We start from the raw sequence: 24791 nt of genomic DNA, 5'->3' as shown, positions 1-24791 counted from the left end.
ATACCCCTTATGCTTAGCGCCAGCAATCTCACCTCTTGACCAAACCAACAGGAAAACCGATGAGCCTCACCATTCGCCCGGCCTGCCCGGAAGACGCATCCGCTATTTACGACATGATTTATGAACTGGCCGTGTATGAAAAAGCGCCGCAAGAGGTGGTCACCACCCCCGATGAGATCCGCGAGACGCTCTTTGGCGCGGGCAGCAATACCGAAGCGTTAATCTGTGAAATTGCGGGTAAGATCGTCGGTTATGCCGTCTTCTTCACCAGTTATTCCACCTGGCTCGGCCGCAACGGTATCTATATGGAAGATCTCTATATCTCCCCGGATTATCGTGGTCAGGGTGCAGGCAGAGCGATGCTGAAACAGATCGCGCAATACGCCGTGCAGCGCCGCTGCGGCCGCCTGGAGTGGAGCGTGCTCGACTGGAACCAGCCGGCCATTGATTTTTACCTGAGCATCGGCGCGCTACCGCAGTCTGAATGGGTACGCTATCGCCTTGATGGCGACGCGCTGCTGAAGTTCGCTGAATAAATGGCGCACACCGCAGCAGCGTGGGGGGCTAAACGCCTCACTCCGCTGCGGTGATTTTTGTGGTAACAGCAACAAACAGCGACAGGTGGTTTGACCTGGTGAGCGGCGCTGGATTATAGGTATAGCGGGTACTATTCACTTCCTAAATCTAACGAGAAAAATATGAGCACCGATAACGTCTGGAACCACGCCTATACGCTCACCATCGACAGCAACCCTAAAGCGATCTGGCAGGCATTTACCGACACCGCTAACTGGAAGCGATGGAATCCAGGCGTGGTATCCATTCACGCCGAGGGGCCATTTGTGACAGGAACCTGGTTCACGATGGTACTGCCGGACGGTGACAGCATCCGCAGCCAGTTCGTGGATGTCTGCGACGAAAAATACTTTATTGATGAAACCTGGGTGGATCAAACCCGCGTCGTTGTGGAACACCGAATTGAACCCTTAAGCAGCGATCAAAGCCGGGTTGTTTATGCCATCAGCACAGAAGGCCCGGACGCGCAGGCTTTCGGCGAAGGCATCAGCGCCGACTTCCCTGAGGTAATTGCAGGGCTGGCGAAATACCTTGCCGCAACAGATTCACGGTAAAAGAGCGGACGCAGGCTGGTTATGGCTGCCGGGCAGGAGCTGTTTAAACAGCACGAGACTGCCTGGCTGGAAACAGATAAGCGCAGCCGCGCAGCGAAATTTTACATTCAGCTCGGATGGGGAAATAAAACAGAGATAAGTAATACGGATATCAGATTAGAGAAAAAGCGTGGTCTCTAATCTGCTCCTTTTTATTAACGCCCGCCTCTGGCACGAAGCGGACTATCCAATATTTAAAGCACCGCGAAAAAAACCACATCGGCCGACACGCTAACCCGGATGTGGTTTGCTTAGGGGTTCATTCTTCCCTCACTATTACCCGTACCTCGTCAAAACGTGATTTATCACGTTCTTAATAGATTACCCGGCATAACGAATATCTATGTTCGCTGTTGGCAATACTGTGAGGGTAATGCCTTCTTCAGATCTGGATACCCGTTTTGAGATCGAGCTTAAAAGGCCGCCAGCCTCCTGGCGGATCCCACTCTCCAATACCATGCACAGTATCATTCTCTATTGATGTAATGACCACGCCATCAATGGCGCACTGATCCGATTTCCAGAGAATGCCCGTTGGAATATCAATCAGAAAAACGTGGCAGTAAGTGGCAACCATAACCCGATCATGTAGCCTGTCAAAATGGATGTCAGGAACTGAATAAATATGGCCAACGTAGTCATTTAATGGATAGCTACTAAAGGAATGTGTCTTTATCTCAAAAAGATGAAAGTAGTCGCCACAAATTATTGCCACGTGGGATTCATTCAGGAGAAATTCAGAAAAGGCGCTGGAAATCAGGTAGCCACGCTCATCTTCACGTATATACAACTGTAAAATCAGAAGGGGCTCAGCATCCTTACTGATTAGGAGTTGCCGATCCCTTTTTCCCTTACGCCCAAAAGGATTGACGTCAATGATCGAAACACCTTCCGTTTCATCAAAGGGCATAGTCTGTTCTGGATAGGTCGCTTGTAATGTCATTCAGCATCCAATGTGTGACAGGAAAGTAACTCATAGTACTTAACAAGCTGATGACACGATAGCACCGTCATACGTTGTCATATTACGCTGACCAGCTCCCGACACTTAACGGATTAGATAACTGGACTGAAGGCCCGATGAGAAAAGAGGCGGGCTTAACATCAGAGCATTAACTGGCGTTGGCGAGCGTCTTCATTTCCGCCAGCAACCAGCCTTCAAAACTCTCCAGCGCGGCTTCATTGATTCCCGTTTCCGTCGGTTTTACTAAACAGAATCTTTTGCTCAAGCTTTCTGATGCAGGCCATGGTGAAACAAGCGTGCCGCAGCGCAACTCATTCTCAATATACATACGCGGAACCAATGCGACGCCCTGCCCCGCCATTACGGCCGCGATAGCCATTTCATGCAGATCGTAGCGCGCGCCCTGTGCCGGGTTATCGAGGTCTATTCCGCTCTCCTCGGCATAGCGATGCCATGCATCGGGATTCTGTCGGCGATGAATACGCGGAAGTGCGTTTAACTGCTGATTGACGTCATCATGAGTCAAGAGTGCAGGATGGCAAACCGGCAGCAGATTTTCCTGAAACAGAAACTGCATCCGCATGCCTGCCCACGCGGAGTGTTCAAAATGAATAACGGCGTCAAAACCGCTGCCCGGCAAAATGAAAGGATCCGTTCTGGCGGCGATATTTAAGGTTATATCCGGGAACAACGCGTTAAAGCTGTTCAGGCGGGGAATCAGCCAGCGGCTGGAAAAGGTCGGCAGGACAGCGATATCGAGGCTTTTACTGCCTTGCGGCATGCCCATTATGTACTGCGTATCTCTTTCGAGGCGATCGAGGGTTTCACGCACATGATGCGCATAGCGCGCGCCAAGCGGATTAAGCTTTACCCGGCTTCCCACACGGTCAAAGAGTTTACAGTTCAGCAGCGCTTCAAGGCGCGCAATCTGGCGGCTAATCGCCCCTTCCGTTAACGATAGCTCCTCTGCCGCCCGGGCAAAATTTCCGTGCCGCGCTGCGGCATCAAAAGCCTGAAGCGACGCACTGCTGGGTATTTTTCTGCGCATAGAAGAGGCTCCTTGCTCTCGCCTTTAATGACTTAATATCACTGATAAATGAAATATTATCGATTTTAAGCGGCAAAACCAGCTTGTAGCATGAAGAAAAATCATTGAGCGAACCTGTTTGCTCGCGTTATGAATCATGTGGAGATGGGCTGATGTTCTATACCGTAGAGTGCTCGTATACCGATGCTGAAAGCGAGGCTGAATGGAATGCGTTTTACAGCCAGCAAAAGCTACCCGCGTTAATATCTGTTACTGGCTTTACCACCTCTCAACGCTTTCGTGCTCTTCAATCTGGCTGCCCGACTTATCTTGCTATTCACACTGTCGATGATGCGGATGTGCTCAGCAGTGAGGAGTACCGTTTAAAAGGAGGCGGTAATTTCTCCCGTTGGCAGGCCTGCATTACTGACTGGCACCGTAACCTGTATGCCGCTGAGGGCCCTGCGCCAGCGCTCTCTGCCAATGAAGTTCTGCTATTGAGCGCAACACCAATCGGCTTTTTAGAATCAGAACTGGGATATCGAGGCCTGAAAATGGCTGCGGTGGCGCTGGATAAAAGCCCTGCCCGGCGCGTTGCCTATGTTTTGCCTGCTGAAGTTGCTTCGCCGTTTACGGATATGCCCGGTGTATATCTCTACGAGGCTCTTACACCGCAGTTGCAGAGCACTGAAAAAGGGATGCCATAACGTCATGCCTAATCTGACTTTTTATATTTCTGAAAATCACGCTGACAAGTTCAAAAATCTCTACGATTTTACCGACAAATGCAGCGCCCTCTGCTGTGACATCCTCGGCGCAGAACGTAAAAATGTGCATATCATTTTTATCAATGTAAAGCCGGGCTGCGGGCAACCGGTCTATGCCGAGCTATTTTTCCGTCTCACTCCATTACGAACCCATGAAGTGATGGAGAAGTTTATGCGTGAAGTGGATCTTGCCACGCAACAGGCCTCTGGTCTGACGGCCCGTATACGCTGCTTTGGCTCGCAAGCAGAACACCTTTTCGCCCGCAACTGACCCCGAGGTCGTGATGAACCACCCTTTTCCGTTCCGCCAGATTGGCGATTTCCAGATAACCGCGTTGAGTGACGGCACAATGTCAGCCAGCCTGGATCTGTTGTCAGGCATTGAAAAGGCTGATGCAGATGTTATTCAAAGCAGTGCCGGAATCGATAAGCCCGGCGATATCCATATCAACTGTTACCTTATTCGCGGCCGGGGGCGGGTTATTCTGGTCGACGCTGGCGCAGGCGCGCCGGGGCAACTCACCGCCAATCTTGCCGCAGCGGGTGTCAGCCCTGACGAGGTCGATACCGTTTTATTAACGCACTGCCATCCGGATCATATTGGCGGCCTGCTCGACGCTGAACAAGAGCCTGTTTTTAAACGCGCTGAAATTATTCTGCATCCTCTTGAAGCGCAGCACTGGCGGGATGATAAAAAACGCGAAATGGCGAATGAGCGCGGGCAGCGTAATTTTTTGCTGGCGCGGAAAACCTTAGAGGCTTATACCCCGAATATCCGTTTTTTCAACGGCGAGAAAATAGCTGAAGGCATTCTGCCAGTATGGTTACCGGGCCATACTCCCGGGCATAGCGGTTTTCGCATCGATGCCGGGAATGAATGCTTATTAATATGGGGCGATATTGTCCATTACCCGCATATTCAGTCAGCACAACCGGCAGTTTCGATTCTGTTCGACGTTGATCCCGCGCAGGCCGAGGAAACCCGGAAAAAAATAATGGAACAAGCGGTCAACGAAAAACTGCTCATTGCAGGCATGCATTTAAATCAGGCAGGATTTGCCCGCATTCTCCGGGATGGGAGCGGATACCGCATTGATTACGCTGAAAAATGAGTGAATAGCCTGGCTGGCGGACAGGGACGTTATGCCGCTGCGCCAGGCATTTATCTACTCCTTCCTCACCCTCTGAATCTAACGAGGGATAAAAATTCGCTACCCATTCTCTTTTTTATCACTCCCTTTCTCGACCTTTTCACAAAAAGCTATCACGAGACAGCCTTATGAATGCCCGCTTTTTCAGTGACAAAATTTATGTCACTTTTCTGAGCTAACCCGTTGCCATTTTTACCGCTCCGTCGGCGCGTATCTGCGTCTCCCCTGCTTTAACGCCTCTTCTTTCGCCTCTCTCTTTCATCAAAAAATAGATTAATTTTATTTATGTTTTAATGCCACGAACGCAATTTCCTTATTACGAACCGGTACTAAAAAGCAACTGATTTAAAAGTAAAAATCGCTATTGAAAAGCCTGAATTGTCGGCGTACAGTAAAAACACTGTATATAAATACAGTATAAAACATCACTTAAAGGACATCACATATCATGGCTACTAATGAAAACAGCACCGCCATTACGGAAGTCGCCTCCTTTGCAGCGCTGCGTGCACGTAAGCCTGCAACCGAGGGTGAACGTGTTTTTCTGACCTCATGGAATGCGCGGTCAGCCTCCGATCGCTCCATCAATTATGGCGACGGATGGTTTATCGGGAACCTGGTGGCGGGCAGCGACGATGGCGGTTTTATCGCCAGCAACGGCGGGGCATACCACTGGCGACGCGATGCGGATATTGACGCACTCACCGTTCACGATTTTGGTGCCGTACCGGGCGGCACCGTTGACTGTGCCCCTGCCGTCAAAGCGATGTACGAATTTATGAACGGTACCTTTGCGCGTGGCGCAACCAACAATCTCTCCAGCAAAGTTGGCGTCCGTTTCGGTGCAGGCACCTATCTGATTAAGCCGCTCGATATGCGCCGTTACGGCAACAAGATCGCAGCCAACGACGCTGAACTGCCTTATAACCCAAGCGGTTACTTTGCCGCGGGCGACTTTGTCCTGCGCGGTGTGACCACCAGTTTCGGTAAACAGATTGCGACCCGCATTGTCTCCGATAAATCGAATTCAGCCGTGCTGGCGCTGAACCACCGCTATTTCTCCATTTACGGCATTGAGTGGGAGGGGCAGCAAACCGTCAAGCAGGATGAAAAGAGTAACCTGCTGATTGGCGCCACGCTTGGGGTGTTCAACGATACCGCTTCCAATAAGCAGCCGTTTATTACCAACGAATGCGTAGGCGGCACCTTTGCTAACGTCTCCTATTTCAAGGCCAGCAATACCGGCGAAGCGGCGATTTACTATCTCGACAGCCTCGACAGTAAATTTAACCAGATCTACTGCAGCAAGGTGGCGGGGCCGGTGATCAAAGTGGGCTGGAGTAACCGCCCAGCAGGCTCCTGGGATCACTCCACGGCGATTGAGCTTTCTGAATTTAACTTCCAGTACTGCTATGCACCGGCAATCTGGATCCCGCGTCACGGCCAGGGGCTGATCCGCAACGGCTGGATCGAGCACAGCGCGGTGCCGATGGATATCAATAACGGCCAGTGGCTGATTGAGGCGTTGAGCATTGAATCATCCACGTATGACGCCGTGTTCTTCAACTCACGCGTGGTGATGTCGCAATGGTCAAACCCAACCGGCGTCAATTATGACCGCACCACCGCGCCTGGCAGCGATAAGTGGTTCAGCTACCCGAAAAACCCGGACGGCAGTGCGATCACCTCGATGGTTTCCGGCTATGAAATGGGCATGTCACTGTTTCAAAATAACGTGACTTATCTGGACAACCCGCTACGCGCTAAGTGGTTGAGCGGCATACTGCGCGGCACCATCGACAGCAAAAAACTGTGGCTGAATATCGGTTCGTTCCAGATGCCACAAACGGGCACCCACTGGAAGATTGAGGTAGATTGCCGCAGCAGTTACGGCAGCCTGGGCGGAAGCGGCCCAATGCCGGTAAATAACGATCGCTCTGCGGGAACGTTGCATATTCACGTTGCGCGCGGTGCTGCGGACGTTCCGGCCGTGACCTACTGGATGGAAGGTGCGCCGGGCATTACCGAGGTGAAGTATATTGCTCAGGAGTTCAACAAGCTGCTACCGGGCTTGTGGATCAAACTTCCGGCTACCATTGGCGAGTATGCGGTGCACGTTCGCGGCACCGGCGAAACCAGCCAGGAGAGAGGGGAATGGGCCCTCTTTACGCCGGATGGTCAGGTGCAGGCTGAAGCACCGAACGGCGTGGACGCCGAACCCCGTGCCTCAATGCACAACGGTAAGGCGGGCTTTGGCGCGCAGGGTGATGTCGCGGCAATCAGTACCCGTTCGCAGGCCTCATCCAGCGTCCCGGTCGAGCAGTCCAAACCGCGCCAGTGGATGCGGGTAAATATCAACGGCGTTGAGTATGCGATGCCTTACTACGCCTTTACGCCGCAGATTAAGACCCAGCCGGCGGCAACCGTTTCTGTTGCCACAGGCGCTACGCTGAGCCTGACCGTGGACGCCAATGATGCCGCCAGCTATCAGTGGCAAAAATCGACCAACGGCACCAGCTGGAGCAATATCTCCGGTGCGAACAAGGCGACATACAGTAAAGATGCTGTCGCCGCAGGCGATGCAGGACAGTATCGCTGCGTGATCAAAGGGCAGGTTGGGGCGGTGGACTCCTCGGTAACGACTAACCAGGTGACAACTAACACGTCAGTGGTGACAGTAACCGCCTGATACGCCTGACTAAATAGAAGAAAAGCCAATAAATAAAAATCCACGCGCTTGCGTGGATTTTCTTTGCCTTCGGCTGACGCACCGGCTCCTGCTCGCCTTATAAATTCTTACTCATATTGATGCCGGTCACGCCAAAGCCGATGGCCTCATAAACATGGCGCGCCCGGGCGTTATCACCCGCCACGCGAAGGCGGATCTGCTCAACGCCCTTCGCCCGCATCTCATCCTCAAAAGCCCGCAGTGCGCCTTTGCCAAGGCCCTGCCCCTGGCAGGCGTCGAAGATATGAAAATCATAAATAAAAACGGTTTGCATCGAAGCATCAGGTTTGTACCAGAGATAGCCGACATGCTTCTCGCCCTCCGCCAGCAGGCAGAGCAGAACGTGGCCCGGCGTATTAACGCCTTCCGGGAGATCGTCTGCGATCTCCTGGGTGGCTCTGGCCTGCGCCTCTGCCTCAGAAAGGCGATAGTTTGCGGCAATCTCTTGCGCATAGTCCGCAATGAAATAGTCCAGATAAGCCGGGTATTCATCCTCACGCATGGGGCGCAATGTAATCATCGGTATTCCTTTTATTAAAGCGGGATGCGCATCGCCGCCCTGAGTTATCGGCGTTCACAATAAAGCGCCCGGTGAACGCTGTCAGCATAAAAGCGCCTGGCAAGGTGAATCCCCTCAGTTAACGCGAAGCACAATCTTGCCCTGAATACCGCCCTGCGAAGCGCGCTGATGCGCGGCGGCAGCGTCACGAAGAGGATAAATGCTGTCCGTCACGATGCGCACTTCACCGCTTGCCAGCAGTTGGCCTGCTTGCTGAAGCTGCTGACCGCTGGAGCGAACCTGGGTCGAAGAGACCGTGATCCCCCGGCGCGCAGCCTCATGTTGCCCGGCAAAGCCAAGCGGATTGACCAGATAGAGCGCCCCGCCGGGTTTAATGAGCGACAGAAAGCGTTCCATATTCACGCCACCCACGGCATCCACTACCAGATCGACCGGCTGCGCGACCGTTTCTGCGGCGTGCCGGGTGTAATCAATAAATTCGCTCGCTCCCAGTTCACGCAGCAGCGCTTCATGTTTACCGGAAGCGACGGCAATCACCCGCGCGCCCTGCCAGCGGGCAAGTTGTACAGCGAAGTGCCCTACGCCGCCGCCAGCGCCGTTAACCAGAACCGTTTTGCCCTTCAGCGAAACAGGGACATGTGGAAAAGGCTGGAAAGGGTTAGCTACATGATGACCGGGATCGATCAGGAACTGCCAGGCCGTCAGCAGTGACATTGGTGCGGCGGCGGCCTGCAAATAATCAATGCTCTGCGGCATTAATGCCAGTTCGTCGGCAGGCACCGCGATGTACTCGGCATAGGCTCCGCTGCCTTTCATCAGATCCTGCGGAAATCTCACCATGGAAAAAACATCATCACCCGCGCGAAAACCGTGTGCATCCTCATCAATAGCCTCCACAACACCGGCGATATCGGTTCCGGGAATAAGCGGGAAAACAGGGTTGGGCTGCCATTGCGGCGGTAACGTGCGGTAGCCATCGCGCAGATAGAGATCGGGCGGGTTGATGCTCGCCGCCTGCACACGCACCAATACCTCGCAAGCGCCAGGCACTGGACGGGGCGCCTCTTCATAACGCAACACTTCCGGCCCGCCAAATTCATGCAGTCGCACGGCTTTCATCATTGCACTCATCTTATTTCCTCTGCCTGGTATTCAGTAACAGCAGAATATGACAGCGACCTCAGGTTGATAATGGGCTTCGATTTCGCTTTACTTGTGCCATGAAAGAACAAATCGGTTTTGAAAGCCTGACGGGGCTGATTGCTTTCGCGCGCGCCGGATCCCTTGGCAGCTATACCGCTGCCGCGCGTGCTCTGTCGATTTCACCTTCGGCGATAAGTAAAAGTATTCAGCGCCTGGAGCAGCATCTGGGGCTGGTGCTTTTTACGCGCACCACGCGCTCGCTGGCTTTAACGCCGGAAGGGCGCGATCTGCATGAGCGGGTGCTGCGGCTGTTACAGGATGCGCAAGAGATTGAGCAGGCGGCAAAGAGAGCCCGCGCTGAACCCAGCGGCACCGTGCGGGTTGCCGCCTCGCTGCCGGTCGGGCTGCATATGCTCGCCCCCCTGCTGGCGCAATTTCGCCAGCGCCAGCCAGAAGTGCGCATCGATCTGCGCCTCAGCGACGAACGGGTGAATGTAATAGATGAGGGGATTGATGTCGCGCTGCGCATTGGCGATCTGCCCGATTCGCGGCTGTTGTCGCGCCGCCTCTCGCCCTATCGTCTCTGTTGTTACGCCTCGCCTGACTACCTGAGCAAGCACGGTATGCCGCAACATCCCGACGAGCTGGTGGATCATGAGACGGTGAACCTGCGCTATAAAAGCAGCGGGCAGCTGTTTCGCTGGCCGTTTAACGTGGGAGATCGGGAGATTGAGTTAGTGCTCCCCGCCGCAATCGTCGTTGACGCCAGCGAAGTCGTGCTGACTACGGTAGCGGCAGGCGCAGGGATTGGAATGGCAGCAAGTTTTATGGCGGCGTCATGGGTTGAGCGGGGTGCGATTGTCCCTGTGCTGGCAGATTTTGCCGTTGAAAAGCACAACCTCACGGTGCTGTGGCCTGAGAGCCGCCGCGCGAATCCCGCCGTGCGTGCCTTTCTGGATCTGTTATTTGCGCAGTTATAACGCAGGTTTTTGAGAAGCATCCGCGCCTCTGGCTGAGCAGAGGCGCTGGCAAAACATTAAACGTCCAGTGTGCGAAGCACCACCAGTTCAAGGGCATTTCGCAGGATATCTTTACGGATCACATCCGTTTCAGTCTCTACGCGGGCGATAAGTGCCAGCATGATATCTTTATTCGCTACCGTCGCTTTCACGGCCTGAAGCTCACGAGTCACTTCATCAATGATCTCTTTTTCTGCCTCAAAGACCGAAAAAACTGACTGATGGTTCTGCGGGAGTGTTGCGGTCGGATTATTCATTTTTATCACTCATTAAATGGGCCCGGATTACGCATGGTTGGGCCGGCAGCCTGGTAGCGAGGTAAGTTGTACAACTTACCCATGCAAACTTGTACAAGTTGCTACTATAGTGCCACTCATTCAGAACTGCAATGTCACATCCGAAATAATTCACTACGCAATGAGTTGTTATGCTGCATCGCCCTTCCGCCGTGAATATGACGCGTGCACCCGGACGCCGGTAAAGCCAGCGCCGGGTGATATCAAAAGCCCTGCTTATGCAGACATGCCGCCATCAATCACCAGTTCGGCTCCGCTGACGTAACTGCTCTCGTCCGAGGCGAGGAACAGCGCCGCAGCCGCCACTTCGTCGGGATGCCCTAACCGCTTCGCCGGAATCTGCGCGCTCAGCGTCTGCCTGACGTCATCACTCGCCTGGCTAAACATCGGCGTATCCGTGGGTCCAGGGCTAAGGGTGTTGACCCGGATGCCGCGCGGAGCCAGCTCGCTGGTCCAGGTTCGCGCATAAGATCGCACCGCGGCTTTACTGGCCGCATAAGTGCCATATCCGGAAACCGCCATGCTGCCGGCAATCGAGCCAAGCAGCACGATGGTGCCGCCCTCACCCATCTGCGTGATGGCCTGCTGCACCGTGAGCACCATTGCGCGCACGTTCAGGCCAAAAGCGTGGTCGATATGCTCTTCCGTGCTCTCCGCAAGGCTCGCCGGTTCGGAAACCCCGGACGAATAGACAAGGATGTCGAGCTTTCCTGCCCTGGTATGAATGGTGTCAAACAGGCGAGAACGGTCGTCCGTATTGGTGATATCGCCCGCAATCGCTTCAACGTTACCGCCAATAAGCGTCACCGCTTCTGCCAGCTGCGCTTCGCGTCGACCGGTAATGAAAACATGCGCGCCCTCTTGTGCAAATCGCTGAGCAATCGCAAGGCCGATACCGCTGTTACCGCCGGTTACCAGGGCGGTCTTACCTTCAAGTTTCAACATGGCTACTCCAGAACGTAGGATGGACGCCTGATGATACATTTCGTATATTTACCGTCAATTACGCACCTGATATACACCAGATATAGAGAAGGTAACCTTATGTCGACCGATATCCCTGCCCTGCTGGCTGAAATCAACAGTACGCGCCCAATCCTTGAACAGGTCGCCAATAAATGGTCGGTGTTGATCCTCACCGTGCTGTGCAGCGAACCCTCGCGCTTTAACGCCATTAAAAGGCGGCTCGATCCTATCACCCATAAAGCCCTGACCGAGGCGCTGCGCCGTCTTGAGCGCAACGGGCTGGTTAACCGCCGTGTTATCGCCTCATCACCCGTGGCGGTTGAATACTCCATCACGCCGCTGGGCCGCTCTTTACAGGACCCTTTTGTGGCGCTGGTGAGCTGGGCGAGGCAATACGGGGTGGCGATTGAGCAGGCACAGGAGCTTTACGACGCGCGGCGCGCCACGGAAGAAGAGGGGTAATTTTCCCATGAAAACAACGGGTGCAGGATTTACGCAATGAAAGCAGATAACAATTCAAAGAAGATCCGCTTAGAGCGAACAGCTGAATTGACCGCTAGCGAAAAGTCTGGGGGTTTCTGTCTCATCCGCAGCCGCATACAACATGCCCAGAGTGCTCATCAGGTTATGTTCGACATGGACAGACCTCAACGTCTGACCTGCTCTGCATCCGATCATGAAAGGGATTCATATTACCGTGAGATATGGTCACTTCCTCTTGCTCCACGTTTCTGGCAAAACTATAGCGGAACTGTAACGGTAACACTTCAGGTTGCACATACATTGACAGCGCTCGCTCCCCTCCGGTCACGTACTCCTGTACGCTCCGGGGATCCGCTTACTTGCCGCCTTTGCGCAACTCGAATTATTTAGAGTACAGAGGCGATAAAATTTTATATCAGACGTCGGATGCGGTTTCTATGACTACACAATTTACCTTCACGATTAAGAGCGGGCGTTTTGACGAACATTATAACCCCTCCGAAAGTACGCGTATCACCACTAACTTTGCCAATCTGGCAAGAGGTGAGAACCGCCAGCAGAATCTGCGTAATACTCTGGCGATGATCAACAATCGTTTTAACAGCTTAGCCTGCTGGGATAATCCTGAAGGCGATCGTTATGCCGTTGAACTGGATATTATTTCTGTGACGATGAATATCGACGGCAGTGGTAACGCCTTTCCGGCAATAGAAATATTAAACACCACGATCATCGATAAAAAAACCGATCGACGCATCGCAGGAATTACCGGTAATAATTTCTCCTCATACGTGCGCGATTATGACTTTAGCGTGCGTCTGTTGGACCACAATAAAAGCCAGTCAGCACTCACTATTCCGGATGATTTTGGCGAACTGCACGGCAATATTTTTAAGCATTTTGTCCGCTCCGATGAATACAAAAATGCATTTAAAAAACCACCGGTGATCTGCCTGAGTGTGTCCAATAAAAACGCCTATTATCGCACCGGCAATCAGCACCCTGTTTTAGGATTCGAATACCAGCAGGATGGCACATCGCTGACTGAAACCTATTTCAAAAAAATGGGCCTGCAGGTCCGGTACTTCATGCCGTCAGGTAGCGTTGCGCCGTTCGCCTTCTTTTTTATTGGCGATCTGCTGAGTGATTACAGCAATCTGGAACTTATTAGTACTATCAGCACCATGGAGACGTTCCAGAAGATTTATCGCCCGGAGATTTACAACGCAAATGCCGCTGCGGGCCTGCATTATCAGCCCGACCTGAATAATCAGGATCACTCATTAACCAAAATTATTTACGATCGCGAAGAGCGTAGCCAGCTGGCGATTGAGCAGGGGAAGTTTACGGAAAAACATTTTATCGAACCCTACAGGGATATTCTTGAGCAATGGTCTGCCCGCTACCCGCTTTGATTTATTAAATATAAGGTCACCTGCTATGAAAACATTGCTCCCCACTTCTACCGCCGGTAGCTTGCCTAAACCATCCTGGCTGGCCCAGCCTGAAACGCTCTGGTCGCCGTGGAAACTGCAGGACGCAGAACTTATCGCCGGGAAACAGGATGCGCTGCGCTTGTCCCTCGACGAACAGTTACGGGCCGGAATTGATATTGTCAGCGACGGCGAGCAAACCCGTCAGCACTTTGTCACCACTTTTATCGAACATCTGAGCGGCGTCGATTTCGAGAAACGTGAAACCGTCAGAATTCGTAACCGTTACGATGCCAGCGTCCCGACCGTTGTGGGTGCCGTGGAGCGTCAGAAACCGGTATTTGTTGAAGATGCCCGCTATTTACGTCAGTTGACGAAGCAGCCAATCAAATGGGCGCTACCGGGGCCAATGACGATGATCGATACGCTTTACGATAATCACTATAAAAGCCGTGAAAAGCTCGCCTGGGAGTTCGCTAAAATTCTCAATCAAGAAGCCCGTGAATTAGAGGCGGCAGGCGTGGATATTATCCAGTTTGACGAGCCGGCGTTTAATGTGTTTTTCGATGAGGTCAACGACTGGGGTATTGCCGCTCTGGAAAGAGCTATCGAAGGGCTTAAGTGCGAAACCGCCGTGCACATCTGCTATGGCTACGGGATCAAAGCCAACACCGACTGGAAAAAGACGCTGGGTTCAGAATGGCGTCAGTACGAACAGGCGTTCCCGAAACTGCAAACCTCCGGTATCGATATTATCTCGCTGGAGTGCCATAACTCCCGTGTACCGATGGATCTCCTTGAACTGATCCGTGGCAAAAAAGTGATGGTCGGGGCCATTGATGTGGCGACCAGTACAGTTGAAACCCCAGAGGAGGTTGCTGAGACGCTGCGTAAGGCGCTGCAGTTCGTCGATGCCGATAAGCTCTTTCCCTGCACCAACTGCGGAATGGCTCCGTTGTCGCGTCAGGTCGCCACCGGCAAGCTTAATGCTTTAAGCGCAGGCGCGGATATTATTCGCCGCGAGATTCTGAATAAATAAATCTGACGCACGACGAAAATAATAAACCTGTCTGGCGACCGGGACGTTCGCCAGACATTTAATCAGTATGTAAAAACCACAGTTAGTTTCCTGCTTGCGGCGGCTAAATCAGCCATCAGCCGATCCGGCCATCAGACTACTTCAACGGCTCTGAATTTTTCCTGTCCCCTCATCTGAGACTGTTTTATTCGTTGCCATTGCAGCACTGAGATCGGGAAGCTTATTGATCGCTTCCATCCCACAACGTTCGTCGGACTCCGCGCCGCCGGTGCCCGCCATGCCGATGGCCCCGATCCACTGACCGCGATACTTCACCGGCACGCCGCCGCCGAGCAGCAATAACTCATTCACCGTGTTGAGGTTGGCGGTCTCTGGCGAAGCCTGCGCTTGCTTCGCAAACTGCCGGGTCGGCGTTTTGGTAGAGAGCGCCGTAAACGCTTTGCGCCAGGCGGCCTGCGTATTGTGCGGCCCGATGTTGTCATCGCGCATCAGCGTTACCAGATTGCCGCCGCGATCGACCACCGCCACCACGCCCTGGCGATGCATGCCATGGCAAACCGATAACGCTTCGGTCGCCAGCTGCGTGGCAAGCGCCTGCGTCATCTCATAAACGGTGGCGGGCGTTGCGGCCAGCGTCGTCGCGGGGCCTGCCGCCAGCAGCAGCGCGAGCATAAGACGTTTCATCGGCCCTTAGCTCCCGCGGTAGGTAGAGTAGCCGTACTGGCTCAGCAGCAGCGGAACGTGGTAGGTCGACTTCGTATTATCAATATGAAACTCCACCGGAATTTCCGGGAAGAAGCTCGGCTGTTTCTGGTCAGCAAAGTATTTACCGGTTTTGAAAATCACCCGATAGTCGCCCGCGGCAAACGGTTTTTCCGGCCACAGAGCACTGATGCGCCCGTCCTGATTGGTGCTGGCGGTGTTAAGCACCGTCCAGTTGTCCCCCTGCTTCTGCTCAAGGGTCACCGCAACATTGGCGGCCGGCAGCCCGGTTTGCTGATTCAGCACATGCACGCTCAGCGGGTTTTTATCGGCCGCAAAGGTGAGAGCGGGCGCGGCAAGCAGTGCAGCCAGGGTTAACGCAGCGATAGACTTTTTCATGTTGGATTCTCCTGTGTTGATGACCCGGCATTTATACCTGCCCGCTTGCCGCAATTGCCTGTCAGAAAGATGACCATATTGTCATCTGGCGCTGAAAGGCTGGGGCGGCTCAACGTTTCGTGGCACACTGCGCCGATGAAACTGTTACTGATTGAAGACAACCTGAAAGCCAGCGCCTGGGTGCGCAAAGGGCTTGAAGAGGCGGGCTATATCGTGGATTACGCAGCGGACGGGCGCGATGGCCTGCATCTGGCGCTGGCGCACCCGTATAGCCTGGTGATCCTCGATATTATGCTGCCGGGCATGGATGGCTGGCAGGTGCTGAAAACCCTGCGCACCGCAAGCCCGGTGCCGGTGATCTGCCTCACCGCCCGCGATTCGGTTGAGGATCGGGTCAAAGGGCTGGAGCTGGGCGCGAACGATTATCTGGTCAAACCCTTCTCTTTTGCGGAGCTGCTGGCGCGCGTCAAGAATCAGCTTCGTCAGCACCAGCCGCACAGCACGACGCTTCGCGTCGCCGATCTGGTGATGGATTCGGCGCGTTTTCAGGTGACACGAGATGGCATGCCCATCGCGCTGACGCGCAAAGAGTTTATGCTGCTGTGGCTGCTCGCCAGCCGTCACGGTGAGATCCTGCCGCGCACGCTGCTGGCGAGTGAGATTTGGGGCGTCAATTTCGACAGCGAAACCAACATTGTTGATGTCGCCATTCGCCGCCTGCGCCGCAAAGTCGACGACCCGTTTGCACAAAAGCTGATCGCCACCGTTCGCGGCATGGGGTACTGCCTGTCCGTGCAGGAGCCAGGCGATGCATAGCCCCTCCCTGACACTCAGGCTGACGGCGATTTTTACACTGATTATGGCGCTGGCCTGCGGCGGCATCAGCCTGATCCTCTACAGCGCCCTGCGCAGCGAGCTGGTGTGGCGCGACGATCAGACGCTGATTAACCGCGCCGCGCAACTGCGCCAGCTGCTGGAAGATGGTGCCCAGCCGGAGTCGCTGCCGCTCTACTTCAACCGTATGGTCGATATTCGCCAGGATATTCTCAGCATCCGCCCGCAGCAGGCGCAAAACGTCACCATTAACCATACCGGCATCGCGTTGCCCGATATCGCACCGACCCCGGTTAACACCCCGCCCAACGCGCAGCAGCTGCACCGCTGGCGCAGCGCGGATGATATGGACGCCTCGGCGCTCAGCCTGCAGGCCAACTCGCCGCGTGGGCCGGTCACCGTCACGCTTGCCCGGGTGGCGCGCGAGCGGGCAATGATGCTTGAGCGCTACCGCCAGCAAAGCATTCTGGTGTCACTGGCGGCCATTTTGCTCTGCGCCGCCCTCAGCCCGCTGCTGATTCGCCGTGGCCTGCGCTCCATTGGCCGTTTAAGCCAGATTGTGGCCGAGACCGCCAGCGACCGGTTAAATCAGCCGGTGCCGTTGCAGGCGATCCCGCAAGAGCTGCTCCCTCTCGGCAAGGCGCTTAACGCTATGCGTCAGAGCCTGTCGACGGACTTTATCCGCCTCACCCAGTTTGCCGACGATCTGGCTCATGAGATCCGCACCCCGATCAATGTCCTGTTAGGCCAGAATCAGGTGGCGCTGAGCCATCAGCGTTCCGTTGCCGAGTACCAGGCGCTGCTTGAAGGGAATATTGAGGAGCTGGAAGCGCTGTCGCGGCTGACGGAAAACATCCTCTTTCTTGCGCGCGCCACGCATCACAATATCAAACTCAATCAGGAAACCTTCTCGCTCAGTGAGTCGCTGGAGATGGTGATCGATTTCCTCGAACCGCTGGCAGAAGAGCGTGAAATGGTTATCGAGCTGAATGCGCAGGGCAGCCTCACCGCCGATAAGATGCTGTTTCAGCGGGCGATAACCAACCTGCTGACCAACGCCATTCGCTATGCGCCGGGAAAAGGGACGATCGCCGTCAGCACGGCTCATCGCGGTAACGCTGTTGAAATTGAAGTGGCGAACGACGGCGAGCCGCTTGCCGAGCCGGAGAAAGCGTTCGAGCGCTTCTGGCGGGGAGATAACGTCCGCCACACCGCTGGCAGCGGGCTGGGGTTATCGCTGGTGAGCGCCATCGCCGCGCTGCACGGCGGCAGCGCCTGTTATCGCCACGCGCAGGGCAAGAATATCTTCGGCCTGCGTTTGCCTTCCTGACACGCCGCCGATCGGGATTAAGCGGCGTAAAGCAGCGCCGCGCCATACAGCCCGAGGCCATAGGCCAGATGCGTCAGCAGGCTGAATACCCGCGCCCGCCACGGTTTGGGCGTGCGCGAGGCCGCAATGCCAAAACCCAGCGCGGGCTGCATGACCAGCCAGGGCGCAGGCAGCGTAAGCAAGCCTGTCAGCACACCCGTCAGCAGAAGCGGTTCGCGCAGCCATGCCGAACCCTGTAGCAAAAGCGGGATCGCCGCAAACAGAATGCCGGTGAGGTAATGGAATGCCCAGCCGGTAAAACTTTCCCCTTTGATGCAAGGCGTGGAGAGGATGGTGTTATGCCGTCCCTTTCCCCGCGCGAGCCACAACAACCAGCGCCCCACCAGCCCATAATTAAGCGGCGGCACGCGAAGAAGCTTTTTCTGACACATCGACCAGCCATCCATCAGCAGCGTTGCGCCAGTGCCGGTGACGATAATCTGAAGCACAAGAGTGTTATCCATTTTTCCTTCCCCTGATAAAGAGATGCTAAGGTGTCGGCGAGTGTGCAACGTGAAGTGAGGTTTAAGTCAACGGTGAAAGAGCTGGACATTGGGGAAGTGGCGGCGCTTTCCGGCATAAAGCCCTCCGCGCTGCGGTTTTACGAAAAGAGGGGCTTAATCAAACCGATTGGCCGCAACGGGCTGCGAAGGCAGTATCCGCAAAGCGTGCTGAATAAGTTGCAGCTGATAGTGCTCGGCCAGGCGGCGGGCTTCTCGCTGGATGAGATGGCGGCAATGTTAAACCCGCAGGGCAGGGTCGCTATCAACCGCGAGCAACTTCAGCAGCGCGCGCAGGCAATTGACGAGACGATTTGTAAGTTGCAGTTATTCAGCGAGGGGCTAAAGCATGCCGCCCGCTGCCCGGCGCCTGAGCATACCGAGTGTGCGTCGTTCAAAAAACTGGTGAGACGAGGGTTAAGGCTGATCGCGCGCAAATAACGTCAACGCAAATGCATTACTCATCATGATAGCGGGTCGAGCGACTCTCCTTCTTCGCCGAGTGCATCCAGCAGCGGCCATAGAGGGTTGACGCGTAGTGGCGACCGCGATCGTCAGTAATCTTGCAGTGGCAGGCAAAAGGCTCAACGGAGGCAGCGCCTTCAATTAATGCCGTATCGACTCCCCGGGGACTAAAATCGACGATGATCTCGACGTTATTCACCCAATCCGGTCGAATACGCTGTCTGTTCAGCAGCTTTGTCAGCATACTCGTGTAATAGCGCACCAGATGATTTATCAATGCCTCGCGCGCCTCGAGCCGGGTTTCGGGCAATGCAATCCCTACGGAGGTGAATCGGTGCCTGATCGCAAAGTGCTTAAGCAGCCCCAGAGACCAGTAGCCATGAAAATCATTATTGCGGCTCACAAAGCTCGAATTGAGCGCATTAGCGATGCCCTTAAGCTCACGTCGTCTTGCCATCATTACTCCCTGTTTGCAGATCAACGGCCTCGCCAATATTAGGGGTTGCGCGCCTGTTGTTGTCCTTCAAAGGATTATCCATGTTAGAACATAGCGTTAATCATTGATTGAACAAATGCTCAAATTACAGGAATCGCTATGCCATATACATCAGCAACGCCGCGGCTCTTTTACCGCACGCAGGGAGAAGGCCCGTTAGTCATCATGCTTCATGGTCTGTTGATGGATAGCAGATGCTGGGTGGATAACGGCTTCATCTCTGCGTTGAGTCCCCATTTTCAGGTGGTGTGTCCGGATCTGCCCGGCCACGGGGCGAGCGATAAACCCGCGAACCAGGCCTCCTACACGCAACAGAGCCAGGCGTTAGCCATCGTCAATCTGATGGATGAACTGGGGTATGAAAAAGCGCATATCATCGGCTACTCTGCCGGTTCCTGGCTGGCGATGGAGCTGATAAATGCACACGCAGATCGCCTGCACTCTGTGGTGTTGGGGGGATGGGATTGTGAGGCTGGCCTGCCTGAAACGCCTGTCGGCAAGCTGACGTTTGAGATGTTTATCACTTATGCCCGACAGGTTGCGCCGGAACTCACCGCCTCGCTCACCCCTGAGGATGAAAAAGGGGCTGAGCACTTTTTCAATGAACTGAGAAAACACGCTCAGGACGCGGACGCCTTTTTCCCCTGCCCTGTTCCCCTGCGTTTTTGGGCAGGCGCTGAGGATCCCTATTATGCCGCAATGGCTGCGTTAGCCACGCGCTACGACATTTCGCTTTTCGCCGGTAAGGGCGATCACCTGAGTGAAGCTAATCATCCAGAGGCTGCCACGCTCAGTGCGATCCTCAACGTTGTCCGCAACCCTCACGCGCCCGGGCGGGCATAACTTCTGTAGCGAGAGGGAGCAGCCACGCATGGCCTGCTCCCCCTTTGTGGTTATCACACGCTTAGTTCGTCACCGCAACTTTCATTGCCGGGCGCTGCGGCAGTAACCAGAGAAACGCCATAATAATCAGTGCCAGCGTCAGTGACGCGCTATAACGGCTCAACGCAAGGCCGCCATCGGCGACAGGTTTATCGAGGAAATCGCCGACTACCGCACCCAGTGGGCGGGTGAGAATAAACGCGGCCCAGAAGAGTGCGGTGCGCGACAGGGAGGTAAAGCGGCTGGCAGCCCAGATAATCGCCAGTGCGCCGACAAACAGCAGGATGCCGCCATCATAGCCCAGCCCTTCGCTGTCTGCGGTCCAGTCACCCAGCGCGGTGCCGAGCGTCTGTGAAAACATAATGGTGACCCAGTAAAAGCTCTCCGTGACGCCGTTGTTGACTGAACTGACAGCGATGGTGCCGCAGGTCAGACGCCAGACAAGCAGCGAAAGCAGCAGCAGCGAGCTCAGCAGCAGCGTGCCGCCCAGATAACCTATCCCCAGCGAGCGATCGGCGAAGTCCGCAAGCGTCGTGCCAACGGTGGTGGTGGCAACCACCGTAAACCAGTAGATCCACTTATTAAAACTGTGGCGTTCAATCTGCACCACCACGGCGATTAAAAAGATGATGGCGAAAATCAGTGTTCCGGTGAGATAGCCCAGATTCATCGACATAGTCACTGCATCACCACCGGTCTCACCCAGCGTTGTCGCAGCAATCTTGGTTAACCAGAACGTCAACGTCACGGCGGGAACTTTGCTGACGACGGTTTGATGTGCGGACTTATTTTGCATAGGAGAGGCTCCGGAACAGCCCGGGATGGGCTAGCGTAGCGCTTACATTATCGGAGTATTCTTAAGCGAGGATTAAGTAACGCAAATAAAGTGAAGAAATTTTGCGCTACGGTCGGGGCGAAACATGGAGCGTGAATATAAAAATGGGCAGCATCAGGTTTTCTGCAATTTCATATGCAAAAGCGGATAGGGTCTGCCCTGTCCATCGTGCTCAGAGCGGCTCACTACTACAAAACCCTGCTGTTGATAAAAACCCACCGCTTGCGGATTCTGTTCATTGACGTCCAGCTCATCCGCGCCCTGCGCGATGGCGTGTTGCAGGAGCACTTTCCCGGTGCCTTTTCCGCGCCGGGCGGCATCGATAAACAGCATCTCAATCCTGTTGTCGCTGACGCCAACAAAGCCGACGATGGAGCCATCTTCAACCAGCCGGGCAATCGACAGCGCGACGGCAGGAAAATAGAGATTTTCTAACAGCGGGCGCAGCGCCTCAATATCCTCCTCCGGTAAGAAATCGTGGGTGGCACGCACCGATGACTCCCAGATTTTCAGTAACGTCGGGTAGTGAACGGGCATGCCCGCTTCAATCGTTATCATGATTTCCCTCTCTGTGATGGCTTAACAGCGCGGAATGCATATTAGCACCCCACAATGCCAGCTACACTTTCAGCGGCTTAAATGAACCGAAACCCGTTATGAAAGAGGTCACACGATGAGCACTTCAACCTTCACGCTATACGTCACCTATTACGGCGATCCGCAGAGCCGTTTTGACCGGGACTATTACGTCAACAGTCATATTCCGCTGGTGATCAAAGCGTTCCAGCCCTATGGCCTGCTCAGCGCAGCCGCCCTCTTCCCGGCCGTTGAGCAGACGGGCACCGTCGCTATCGCCGAGTGCGTTTTCCGCGATGAGGAGGCGATGAAAGCGGCGTTTAACTCGCCAGAAGCGCCGGAAGTAACGGGCGATGTGCCGCACTTTACCGATCTGACGCCGAGCATGTTGCGCGCCGTTGCGCTTTAAGCGCTAAACAATAAGGCCGGTGCTGATGCACCGGCCTTCTCATTTTTACTGTGCGGCAAGTGCCGTTACGAAGTCGCGGTAGGTGTGCAGCGGGCGGCCAAGCAGCGCCACCAGCCGCTCCCGGTCGCCCTCATTTGGGATCATGCCGTAGCTGACGTAGCGCTCGGCCATCAGGCGCATTTCATAGGCCATCCATTTCGGCATAAATTCCGCCATGCCCGCTTCAAAGGCATCCGGGCTGTCTCCGCCATACATCACCTCGCGCCCGAGGACATCGCGCCAGATTGCCGCCGCATCATTACCGGTCAACGTATCCGGGCCGACGAGATTAATGGTCTCGATGGGCAGCTTCTCGCTCGCCTGGTCGCGCCGAATCAGCTCAATAGCCGCCACCTCGGCGATATCGAGCGTATCCACCATCGCCAGCCCGCGGCTGCCAATCGGCATCGGGTAAACGCCGTGGTTAACGACCACCTCCTTAATCATCGCCTCATTGTCGATAAAGTAGGTGGGGCGCAGAATGGTGGCGCTGAAGTTCATCGCGCTAAGCATGCGCTCAGCACCATATTTAACCGCGAAATGCGGCACGTTGACGGCGTGGTCTGCGCCAAAGACTGAGAGATAAACCACGCGCTCGACGCCCGCTTCCCGGGCGATATTGAGCGTAATCAGCGTCTGGGTATATTCATCGGCGGCAACCGCATTGAGTAAAAATACCGTTCTGATGCCATTAAAAGCAGCGCGCAGGGCGTCGATATCCAGCAGATCGCCTTTAACCACCTCCACATTGCCGACAAATTCGGCCTTTGCGGGATCGCGGGTCAATACGCGGACATCAGCGCCGCGGCGAAACAGTTGCTCAACAACGTGGCGGCCAACGCGGCCGGTCGCTCCGGTAACAAGAATAGTCATGATGTTTACTCCGTACTGTCTGGTGGGTGTAACCAGAGACTATCCCGATCCATTTTTGCCCGGAAGAGGCTATTATTTGCACACTATGTTCCAAAAATGAGACACCCAATGGATATGAATGCCTTAAAAGAGTTTCACCTCATCGCGTCAGCAGGTGGGATTGGTGCCGCCAGCCGCGCCAGCGGGAAGCCGAAGGCCACCCTTTCGCGCAGGCTGACCGATCTTGAAGAGTCGCTGGGCGTGCGGCTGGTGGAGCGCGGCGGCCAGAAGCTGAAGATCACCGAGGCGGGCGAACGCCTGCTGGCGCGCACGCTGGGCGCGATCCGTGAAATTGATGAAGCGGCTGAATCGGCGCGGGAAGATAACGCCGCGCCCGCAGGTTGGCTGCGCGTTGCCGCCCCGCTGCTCTTTTCGCAGCTGGCGCTGGGGCGGCTGATGGCGGAATTTCGCCAGCGCTTTCCGCAGATCCACATTGAGGTGGTTTCTGAAAACCGCATGAGCGATCTGGTGGAAGAGCACTTTGATGTGGCGATCCGCATAAACCCGCAGGCAAACAGTTCGCTGGTGGGCCGATGCTTCGCCAGGGACAAGCTGGTGCTGGTCGCCGCGCCTTCTGTCATCCTGCCCGAAGTGGATGGGCAAAGCGTGCCGACGATCCCGGCCATTGTCATGTCAACGCATACAGAAGGAAATGACTGGATCGTTGAGAACGGACAGCGCCACTTTACTCCGCAGCCGGTGATGCGCCTCTCTTCACTGCTGACCGTCCGCGATGCGGTTCTGGCGGGTGCTGGTGCGGCGATGGTGCCGAAGTCAATCGTCAACGCTTATCTTGCGAGTGGGGAACTGATGAGCTGGGGAGAGGCCGATACGCTTACCGAGCTGTGGGTGCTGCACACCTCACGTCGGCTTCAGAGCCCGAAAGTGAAGGCCTTTGTGGAGTTTATCTGCGAATATTATCCCGCTGGCTGGTTCTCTACCTGAGGCGAGCGGGAAGTGTGAGGAAAGAAGCATTGGCGCCAATTACTGCTCGCTGACGGCAACGCCCTCACGCGCAACGAGGCTGATAGCGGATTCATAAACTTCGTTCATCCCATCGACCGCCTGCGCTTTTCCCTTTTTCAACTGTTCGAGAATACCCTCTTTTTCAACGCGTTTTCCCGCTGTAATTAAGGAGGATACCGCGTGCCCGATAACCATATAGACTTCACTTACACGTTCTGAACTTATGATATCCATTCACTTCCCTCCCGCGTAGATGCCACACCTGTAATTACTCGCTGCACGAGGAGTTACGTGAGCAAGGTCTGCGATGTTGTCCCATATATTTATAAAGTAATTTACCTGCAAAATCATCACTATTTAATGAGGATTGTCTGAAGGTGAATTAAATATTTTTTCTATTTTAAAGAAGATGTTAGATAGTGATACTGCTGAAGATTTTATGACAATTAAAAATAAAAAAGGGAGTGACGAAACAAACTTTCTGGCTAATAAAAAGTTAAAAAAGTGGCAGGGGACATCATCTCCTGCCGACTATAATCCGACAACGGCACCGAAACCATGTGCGCTTTATACCCCCAGTGTGGCGGAGAAAGCTTAGAAAAACCTTAACGCCCCGGCCTTTTTCGACACGTTAACCAGCGCTGCTCGCTGAAATATGCTGATGCTACCCCCCTGGTTTTTGCTTAAGGATCTACTCAGCTA

The 24791-nt window shown here is 54.6% G+C and carries 31 protein-coding genes; 17 read left to right on the top strand and 14 right to left on the bottom strand.

Annotation, left to right across the window (positions count from 1 at the left end; all coding sequences use genetic code 11):
• Positions 1–59: 59 nt before the first annotated feature.
• Both EH164_RS06705 and EH164_RS06700 read left to right on the top strand, forming a co-directional pair.
• The gene (locus EH164_RS06705) at positions 60–536 is read left to right on the top strand and encodes a GNAT family N-acetyltransferase (protein WP_023479803.1); all 477 of its coding nucleotides are present in this window, start codon (positions 60–62) and stop codon (positions 534–536) included.
• Between the two features lie 162 nt (positions 537–698).
• Positions 699–1130, top strand: coding sequence for an SRPBCC family protein (locus EH164_RS06700; protein ID WP_124967706.1), 432 nt, complete (start codon positions 699–701; stop codon positions 1128–1130).
• Positions 1131–1551: 421 nt separating this feature from the next.
• On the opposite strand, the gene EH164_RS06690 is transcribed toward EH164_RS06700, so the two are convergent.
• Together EH164_RS06690 and EH164_RS06685 are read right to left on the bottom strand one after the other, a co-directional pair.
• Positions 1552–2112 carry a hypothetical protein gene (locus tag EH164_RS06690; protein ID WP_124967705.1) on the bottom strand — a complete coding sequence of 187 codons (561 nt, stop codon included), beginning with the start codon at positions 2110–2112 and terminating at the stop codon, positions 1552–1554.
• A 169-nt stretch (positions 2113–2281) separates the two neighbouring features.
• Positions 2282–3181 carry a LysR substrate-binding domain-containing protein gene (locus tag EH164_RS06685; RefSeq protein ID WP_124967704.1) on the bottom strand — a complete coding sequence of 300 codons (900 nt, stop codon included), beginning with the start codon at positions 3179–3181 and terminating at the stop codon, positions 2282–2284.
• A 152-nt stretch (positions 3182–3333) separates the two neighbouring features.
• On the opposite strand from EH164_RS06685, the gene EH164_RS06680 reads away from it, so the two are divergent.
• The 4 genes from EH164_RS06680 (at position 3334) to EH164_RS22640 (ending at position 7767) form a co-directional block, all read left to right on the top strand.
• Positions 3334–3867 carry a sugar ABC transporter gene (locus tag EH164_RS06680; protein WP_124967703.1) on the top strand — a complete coding sequence of 178 codons (534 nt, stop codon included), beginning with the start codon at positions 3334–3336 and terminating at the stop codon, positions 3865–3867.
• 4 nt (positions 3868–3871) lie between these two features.
• A complete protein-coding gene (locus EH164_RS06675) occupies positions 3872–4198 on the top strand; it encodes a hypothetical protein (RefSeq protein ID WP_124967702.1) in 327 nt (108 codons plus the stop codon).
• Positions 4199–4211: 13 nt separating this feature from the next.
• Entirely contained in the window at positions 4212–5039 is an 828-nt protein-coding gene (locus tag EH164_RS06670) for an MBL fold metallo-hydrolase (RefSeq protein ID WP_124967701.1), read from the top strand.
• A 487-nt stretch (positions 5040–5526) separates the two neighbouring features.
• Positions 5527–7767 carry an immunoglobulin domain-containing protein gene (locus EH164_RS22640; RefSeq protein ID WP_206430695.1) on the top strand — a complete coding sequence of 747 codons (2241 nt, stop codon included), beginning with the start codon at positions 5527–5529 and terminating at the stop codon, positions 7765–7767.
• 97 nt (positions 7768–7864) lie between these two features.
• Here EH164_RS22640 and EH164_RS06660 read toward each other — a convergent pair whose 3' ends face one another.
• Together EH164_RS06660 and EH164_RS06655 are read right to left on the bottom strand one after the other, a co-directional pair.
• On the bottom strand, positions 7865–8326 hold the full coding sequence (locus tag EH164_RS06660; protein WP_124967700.1) for a GNAT family N-acetyltransferase: 462 nt from the start codon (positions 8324–8326) through the stop codon (positions 7865–7867).
• Positions 8327–8440: 114 nt separating this feature from the next.
• Positions 8441–9457: an NADP-dependent oxidoreductase gene (locus EH164_RS06655; protein ID WP_124967699.1), complete on the bottom strand. Its 1017-nt coding sequence runs from the start codon at positions 9455–9457 to the stop codon at positions 8441–8443.
• A gap of 89 nt (positions 9458–9546) precedes the next feature.
• Between EH164_RS06655 and EH164_RS06650 the strand changes: the two genes are divergently transcribed.
• On the top strand, positions 9547–10449 hold the full coding sequence (locus tag EH164_RS06650; protein ID WP_124967698.1) for a LysR family transcriptional regulator: 903 nt from the start codon (positions 9547–9549) through the stop codon (positions 10447–10449).
• 56 nt (positions 10450–10505) lie between these two features.
• Here the strand turns inward: EH164_RS06650 and EH164_RS06645 are convergent, their stop codons facing one another.
• Both EH164_RS06645 and EH164_RS06640 read right to left on the bottom strand, forming a co-directional pair.
• Positions 10506–10745 carry a biofilm development regulator YmgB/AriR family protein gene (locus EH164_RS06645; RefSeq protein WP_124967697.1) on the bottom strand — a complete coding sequence of 80 codons (240 nt, stop codon included), beginning with the start codon at positions 10743–10745 and terminating at the stop codon, positions 10506–10508.
• 255 nt (positions 10746–11000) lie between these two features.
• A complete protein-coding gene (locus tag EH164_RS06640) occupies positions 11001–11729 on the bottom strand; it encodes an SDR family NAD(P)-dependent oxidoreductase (RefSeq protein ID WP_124967696.1) in 729 nt (242 codons plus the stop codon).
• Positions 11730–11828: 99 nt separating this feature from the next.
• Here EH164_RS06640 and EH164_RS06635 point away from each other — a divergent pair, with 99 nt between their 5' ends.
• The 3 genes from EH164_RS06635 (at position 11829) to EH164_RS06625 (ending at position 14705) form a co-directional block, all read left to right on the top strand.
• Complete coding sequence (locus EH164_RS06635; RefSeq protein WP_124967695.1) at positions 11829–12212, top strand: helix-turn-helix domain-containing protein; 384 nt, start codon at positions 11829–11831, stop codon at positions 12210–12212.
• 458 nt (positions 12213–12670) lie between these two features.
• A complete protein-coding gene (locus EH164_RS06630; RefSeq protein ID WP_124971317.1) occupies positions 12671–13648 on the top strand; it encodes a DUF1852 domain-containing protein in 978 nt (325 codons plus the stop codon).
• A 25-nt stretch (positions 13649–13673) separates the two neighbouring features.
• Positions 13674–14705 carry a methionine synthase gene (locus EH164_RS06625; protein ID WP_124967694.1) on the top strand — a complete coding sequence of 344 codons (1032 nt, stop codon included), beginning with the start codon at positions 13674–13676 and terminating at the stop codon, positions 14703–14705.
• A gap of 141 nt (positions 14706–14846) precedes the next feature.
• On the opposite strand, the gene EH164_RS06620 is transcribed toward EH164_RS06625, so the two are convergent.
• On the bottom strand, positions 14847–15389 hold the full coding sequence (locus tag EH164_RS06620; protein ID WP_124967693.1) for a heme-binding protein: 543 nt from the start codon (positions 15387–15389) through the stop codon (positions 14847–14849).
• 6 nt (positions 15390–15395) lie between these two features.
• Entirely contained in the window at positions 15396–15806 is a 411-nt protein-coding gene (gene uraH, locus EH164_RS06615; protein ID WP_124967692.1) for a hydroxyisourate hydrolase, read from the bottom strand.
• 135 nt (positions 15807–15941) lie between these two features.
• Between uraH and hprR the strand changes: the two genes are divergently transcribed.
• Together hprR and EH164_RS06605 are read left to right on the top strand one after the other, a co-directional pair.
• On the top strand, positions 15942–16622 hold the full coding sequence (hprR, locus tag EH164_RS06610; protein WP_124967691.1) for a response regulator transcription factor HprR: 681 nt from the start codon (positions 15942–15944) through the stop codon (positions 16620–16622).
• Complete coding sequence (locus EH164_RS06605; RefSeq protein WP_124967690.1) at positions 16615–17970, top strand: heavy metal sensor histidine kinase; 1356 nt, start codon at positions 16615–16617, stop codon at positions 17968–17970. Before hprR ends, EH164_RS06605 begins: the two co-directional genes overlap by 8 nt.
• Before the next feature lie 17 nt (positions 17971–17987).
• On the opposite strand, the gene EH164_RS06600 is transcribed toward EH164_RS06605, so the two are convergent.
• A complete protein-coding gene (locus EH164_RS06600; RefSeq protein WP_124967689.1) occupies positions 17988–18473 on the bottom strand; it encodes a DUF2938 domain-containing protein in 486 nt (161 codons plus the stop codon).
• 72 nt (positions 18474–18545) lie between these two features.
• On the opposite strand from EH164_RS06600, the gene EH164_RS06595 reads away from it, so the two are divergent.
• Complete coding sequence (locus EH164_RS06595) at positions 18546–18950, top strand: helix-turn-helix domain-containing protein (RefSeq protein ID WP_124971314.1); 405 nt, start codon at positions 18546–18548, stop codon at positions 18948–18950.
• 16 nt (positions 18951–18966) lie between these two features.
• Here EH164_RS06595 and EH164_RS06590 read toward each other — a convergent pair whose 3' ends face one another.
• A complete protein-coding gene (locus tag EH164_RS06590; protein ID WP_124967688.1) occupies positions 18967–19431 on the bottom strand; it encodes a hypothetical protein in 465 nt (154 codons plus the stop codon).
• A 138-nt stretch (positions 19432–19569) separates the two neighbouring features.
• Between EH164_RS06590 and EH164_RS06585 the strand changes: the two genes are divergently transcribed.
• A complete protein-coding gene (locus EH164_RS06585; RefSeq protein ID WP_124967687.1) occupies positions 19570–20313 on the top strand; it encodes an alpha/beta fold hydrolase in 744 nt (247 codons plus the stop codon).
• A 61-nt stretch (positions 20314–20374) separates the two neighbouring features.
• Here EH164_RS06585 and EH164_RS06580 read toward each other — a convergent pair whose 3' ends face one another.
• Positions 20375–21148: a hypothetical protein gene (locus EH164_RS06580; RefSeq protein ID WP_124967686.1), complete on the bottom strand. Its 774-nt coding sequence runs from the start codon at positions 21146–21148 to the stop codon at positions 20375–20377.
• A gap of 153 nt (positions 21149–21301) precedes the next feature.
• Positions 21302–21745: a GNAT family N-acetyltransferase gene (locus EH164_RS06575; RefSeq protein WP_124967685.1), complete on the bottom strand. Its 444-nt coding sequence runs from the start codon at positions 21743–21745 to the stop codon at positions 21302–21304.
• A gap of 115 nt (positions 21746–21860) precedes the next feature.
• Here EH164_RS06575 and EH164_RS06570 point away from each other — a divergent pair, with 115 nt between their 5' ends.
• A complete protein-coding gene (locus EH164_RS06570) occupies positions 21861–22172 on the top strand; it encodes an EthD family reductase (RefSeq protein WP_054803840.1) in 312 nt (103 codons plus the stop codon).
• Between the two features lie 45 nt (positions 22173–22217).
• On the opposite strand, the gene EH164_RS06565 is transcribed toward EH164_RS06570, so the two are convergent.
• The gene (locus tag EH164_RS06565) at positions 22218–23084 is read right to left on the bottom strand and encodes an SDR family oxidoreductase (RefSeq protein WP_124967684.1); all 867 of its coding nucleotides are present in this window, start codon (positions 23082–23084) and stop codon (positions 22218–22220) included.
• Between the two features lie 108 nt (positions 23085–23192).
• Here EH164_RS06565 and EH164_RS06560 point away from each other — a divergent pair, with 108 nt between their 5' ends.
• Positions 23193–24068 (top strand): LysR family transcriptional regulator, encoded by an 876-nt coding sequence (locus EH164_RS06560; protein ID WP_124967683.1) that lies wholly within the window; start codon positions 23193–23195, stop codon positions 24066–24068.
• Between the two features lie 39 nt (positions 24069–24107).
• Here EH164_RS06560 and EH164_RS06555 read toward each other — a convergent pair whose 3' ends face one another.
• Entirely contained in the window at positions 24108–24323 is a 216-nt protein-coding gene (locus EH164_RS06555; RefSeq protein ID WP_094421395.1) for a hypothetical protein, read from the bottom strand.
• 133 nt (positions 24324–24456) lie between these two features.
• Here EH164_RS06555 and EH164_RS06550 point away from each other — a divergent pair, with 133 nt between their 5' ends.
• Positions 24457–24687, top strand: a complete 231-nt coding sequence (locus tag EH164_RS06550) for a hypothetical protein (RefSeq protein ID WP_124967682.1) — start codon at positions 24457–24459, stop codon at positions 24685–24687.
• Positions 24688–24791 lie beyond the last annotated feature (104 nt).

This window comes from Kosakonia sp. CCTCC M2018092 (genome assembly GCF_003864115.1).
In the GTDB taxonomy this organism is placed as follows: Bacteria; Pseudomonadota; Gammaproteobacteria; order Enterobacterales; family Enterobacteriaceae; genus Kosakonia; species Kosakonia cowanii.
The sequence above is the reverse complement of the archived record's forward strand: the minus strand, read 5'-3'. Positions and strand labels throughout refer to the sequence as shown.

Bases quoted from the DNA above. Each gene is read 5' to 3' on its own strand.
- EH164_RS06600 (WP_124967689.1), bottom strand. From the start codon at position 18,473: ATGGATAACACTCTTGTGCTTCAGATTATCGTCACCGGCACTGGCGCA.
- EH164_RS06580 (WP_124967686.1), bottom strand. From the start codon at position 21,148: ATGCAAAATAAGTCCGCACATCAAACCGTCGTCAGCAAAGTTCCCGCC.
- EH164_RS06620 (WP_124967693.1), bottom strand. From the start codon at position 15,389: ATGAAACGTCTTATGCTCGCGCTGCTGCTGGCGGCAGGCCCCGCGACG.
- EH164_RS06700 (WP_124967706.1), top strand. From the start codon at position 699: ATGAGCACCGATAACGTCTGGAACCACGCCTATACGCTCACCATCGAC.
- uraH (WP_124967692.1), bottom strand. From the start codon at position 15,806: ATGAAAAAGTCTATCGCTGCGTTAACCCTGGCTGCACTGCTTGCCGCG.
- EH164_RS06685 (WP_124967704.1), bottom strand. From the start codon at position 3,181: ATGCGCAGAAAAATACCCAGCAGTGCGTCGCTTCAGGCTTTTGATGCC.
- EH164_RS06590 (WP_124967688.1), bottom strand. From the start codon at position 19,431: ATGGCAAGACGACGTGAGCTTAAGGGCATCGCTAATGCGCTCAATTCG.
- EH164_RS06570 (WP_054803840.1), top strand. From the start codon at position 21,861: ATGAGCACTTCAACCTTCACGCTATACGTCACCTATTACGGCGATCCG.
- EH164_RS06670 (WP_124967701.1), top strand. From the start codon at position 4,212: ATGAACCACCCTTTTCCGTTCCGCCAGATTGGCGATTTCCAGATAACC.
- EH164_RS06635 (WP_124967695.1), top strand. From the start codon at position 11,829: ATGTCGACCGATATCCCTGCCCTGCTGGCTGAAATCAACAGTACGCGC.
- EH164_RS06565 (WP_124967684.1), bottom strand. From the start codon at position 23,084: ATGACTATTCTTGTTACCGGAGCGACCGGCCGCGTTGGCCGCCACGTT.
- EH164_RS06705 (WP_023479803.1), top strand. From the start codon at position 60: ATGAGCCTCACCATTCGCCCGGCCTGCCCGGAAGACGCATCCGCTATT.
- EH164_RS06675 (WP_124967702.1), top strand. From the start codon at position 3,872: ATGCCTAATCTGACTTTTTATATTTCTGAAAATCACGCTGACAAGTTC.
- hprR (WP_124967691.1), top strand. From the start codon at position 15,942: ATGAAACTGTTACTGATTGAAGACAACCTGAAAGCCAGCGCCTGGGTG.
- EH164_RS06640 (WP_124967696.1), bottom strand. From the start codon at position 11,729: ATGTTGAAACTTGAAGGTAAGACCGCCCTGGTAACCGGCGGTAACAGC.
- EH164_RS06560 (WP_124967683.1), top strand. From the start codon at position 23,193: ATGGATATGAATGCCTTAAAAGAGTTTCACCTCATCGCGTCAGCAGGT.
- EH164_RS06655 (WP_124967699.1), bottom strand. From the start codon at position 9,457: ATGAGTGCAATGATGAAAGCCGTGCGACTGCATGAATTTGGCGGGCCG.
- EH164_RS06660 (WP_124967700.1), bottom strand. From the start codon at position 8,326: ATGATTACATTGCGCCCCATGCGTGAGGATGAATACCCGGCTTATCTG.
- EH164_RS06650 (WP_124967698.1), top strand. From the start codon at position 9,547: ATGAAAGAACAAATCGGTTTTGAAAGCCTGACGGGGCTGATTGCTTTC.
- EH164_RS06625 (WP_124967694.1), top strand. From the start codon at position 13,674: ATGAAAACATTGCTCCCCACTTCTACCGCCGGTAGCTTGCCTAAACCA.
- EH164_RS06555 (WP_094421395.1), bottom strand. From the start codon at position 24,323: ATGGATATCATAAGTTCAGAACGTGTAAGTGAAGTCTATATGGTTATC.
- EH164_RS06680 (WP_124967703.1), top strand. From the start codon at position 3,334: ATGTTCTATACCGTAGAGTGCTCGTATACCGATGCTGAAAGCGAGGCT.
- EH164_RS06605 (WP_124967690.1), top strand. From the start codon at position 16,615: ATGCATAGCCCCTCCCTGACACTCAGGCTGACGGCGATTTTTACACTG.
- EH164_RS06645 (WP_124967697.1), bottom strand. From the start codon at position 10,745: ATGAATAATCCGACCGCAACACTCCCGCAGAACCATCAGTCAGTTTTT.
- EH164_RS06575 (WP_124967685.1), bottom strand. From the start codon at position 21,745: ATGATAACGATTGAAGCGGGCATGCCCGTTCACTACCCGACGTTACTG.
- EH164_RS22640 (WP_206430695.1), top strand. From the start codon at position 5,527: ATGGCTACTAATGAAAACAGCACCGCCATTACGGAAGTCGCCTCCTTT.
- EH164_RS06585 (WP_124967687.1), top strand. From the start codon at position 19,570: ATGCCATATACATCAGCAACGCCGCGGCTCTTTTACCGCACGCAGGGA.
- EH164_RS06690 (WP_124967705.1), bottom strand. From the start codon at position 2,112: ATGACATTACAAGCGACCTATCCAGAACAGACTATGCCCTTTGATGAA.
- EH164_RS06630 (WP_124971317.1), top strand. From the start codon at position 12,671: ATGACTACACAATTTACCTTCACGATTAAGAGCGGGCGTTTTGACGAA.